Genomic DNA, 1,921 nt, shown 5'->3' with positions numbered 1-1,921 from the left:
CCGTGCTTTTGACGGAAATTGCAAAAAATTTAGACGAAACAGCTGAGTATTTTGTTAACTATAAAGTGACGAATCAGACAACCCTTAAAGAATTCGCGGATACCTTAAAAGAGTATGAGACAAAAGGAGATAATTATGTACATACGATGATTAAGGAGCTGAACAAAGCATTTATCACGCCGATCGAACGCGAAGACATCCTTCAGCTTACAAACAGCCTCGATGATGTACTCGACGGTATCGAACACTTTTCAGCCATGATGGAAATCTTCTCGATCACATCTTCAGATGAGCATATTGATAAATTCAGCGGCTATATCAGAGAATGCGCAAAAGAAATTCTGTTGACAATTGAATTGCTGGCGGAAAATCGCCTGACAGAAATTCAGCCGCACGCCATTAAAATTAAAGAATACGAACATAACTGCGATAACCTGCACCGCAAATCGCTGAAGAATCTTTTCGGGAAAGAGACCGATCCGATTAAAGTGATCCAGTACAGGGAAATCTATGAGACGCTAGAAGAAATCGCAGATTCATGCCAAAGTGTAGCAAACAATTTAGAAACCATCATAATGAAAAATGCGTAACGAGGGATTATAATGGATCTTTTATTTGTATTAACCATATTGATTGTCATCTTTGCTTTGGCATTTGACTTTATCAACGGTTTTCATGATACGGCAAATGCGATCGCCACCTCGGTATCGACAAAAGCGTTAAAACCAAGGCACGCCATTATAATGGCGGCAGTTATGAACTTCGCCGGCGCCATGACGTTCACAGGCGTAGCGAAAACCATTACGAGCGACATCGCCGACCCTTTCAAACTGGAAAACGGATCGGTCGTGATCCTTGCAGCTCTTATCGCAGGCATTACATGGAACCTGGTGACTTGGTATTTCGGCATTCCCAGCAGCTCATCCCACGCGATCATCGGAGCGATTGCCGGAGCTGTCATCGCATCGGAAGGATTCGCCGCGATTAAATACCACGGATTTATTAAAATTATCGAAGCACTTATATTATCGCCCATTTTGGCGTTTGTTTTAGGATATTTGATCTACAGCATCGTCAAAGTCATTTTTAAGAACAGCAATCTGGCCAAAACGAATAAGCGGTTCCGGCGCGTTCAAATCGCGACAGCTGCCATACAATCCTATACACACGGCACGAACGATGCACAGAAAGCGATGGGTATCATTACGATGGCTTTAATTGCGGGTAACTTGCACAGTACAACTGACATCCCGTTCTGGGTGCAGCTTGCATGCGCCACAGCCATGGGACTCGGAACATCTGTCGGCGGCTGGAAAATCATCAAAACCGTCGGCGGAAAAATCATGAAGATCCGTCCCGTCAACGGTGTCTCTGCAGATTTGACGGGAGCCCTCATCATCTTTGGTGCGACGATCGTCCATTTGCCTGTCAGCACGACACACGTCATTTCTTCATCCATTTTAGGCGTAGGCGCTTCCCACCGGGTGAAAGGCGTAAACTGGGGCACCGCAAAGCGGATGTTGATCACATGGGTCATTACCCTTCCCATTTCGGCAACCATCGGTGCATTTGCCTATTTCATACTAGATTTATTCTTTTAATCAGCACACTCCCGTCCGAATCCAGGACGGGAGTTTTCATGTTTAAAAGAAAACCGGCATAACAATAGAATAGGAACTGCACTATTTCTCGGGAAGAGGGAAACCAGTTATGCTGCTATTTTATCAATTCCTTGTTTGGCTCATTGTATTGGCGCTGGCTCTGTATGTGGCTGCCGTGTGGCGTTTTGAAAAAAAGCTCACCGAAAAAACGGTCGCGATCCGAAAAACTTGGTACCTGCTTTATGTTATCGGCGCCGTGATTTATTGGACGCACGATCCGCAGTCGATTTTCACAAACCCGCTTCATTACTTGATCGTTG

General features: G+C 44.9%; 3 protein-coding genes. All 3 read left to right on the top strand.

The window, feature by feature from the left end:
• Nucleotides 1–2: 2 nt before the first annotated feature.
• Nucleotides 3–590 (top strand): DUF47 domain-containing protein, encoded by a 588-nt coding sequence (locus C1T29_RS08580; protein WP_208945651.1) that lies wholly within the window; start codon nucleotides 3–5, stop codon nucleotides 588–590.
• 12 nt (nucleotides 591–602) lie between these two features.
• The gene (locus C1T29_RS08575) at nucleotides 603–1,601 is read left to right on the top strand and encodes an inorganic phosphate transporter (RefSeq protein WP_075212749.1); all 999 of its coding nucleotides are present in this window, start codon (nucleotides 603–605) and stop codon (nucleotides 1,599–1,601) included.
• 109 nt (nucleotides 1,602–1,710) lie between these two features.
• On the top strand, nucleotides 1,711–1,921 hold a 211-nt coding region (locus C1T29_RS08570; protein ID WP_208945650.1), incomplete at its 3' end, for a type II toxin-antitoxin system SpoIISA family toxin.

This window comes from Bacillus sp. MBGLi79 (assembly GCF_002953915.1).
Note: the sequence above shows the minus strand (reverse complement) of the source record. Positions and strands in the feature narration are given on the sequence as shown.

Excerpts from the sequence above, each read along its gene's own strand:
- C1T29_RS08575 (WP_075212749.1), top strand. The coding sequence starts at position 603 with ATGGATCTTTTATTTGTATTAACCATATTGATTGTCATCTTTGCTTTG.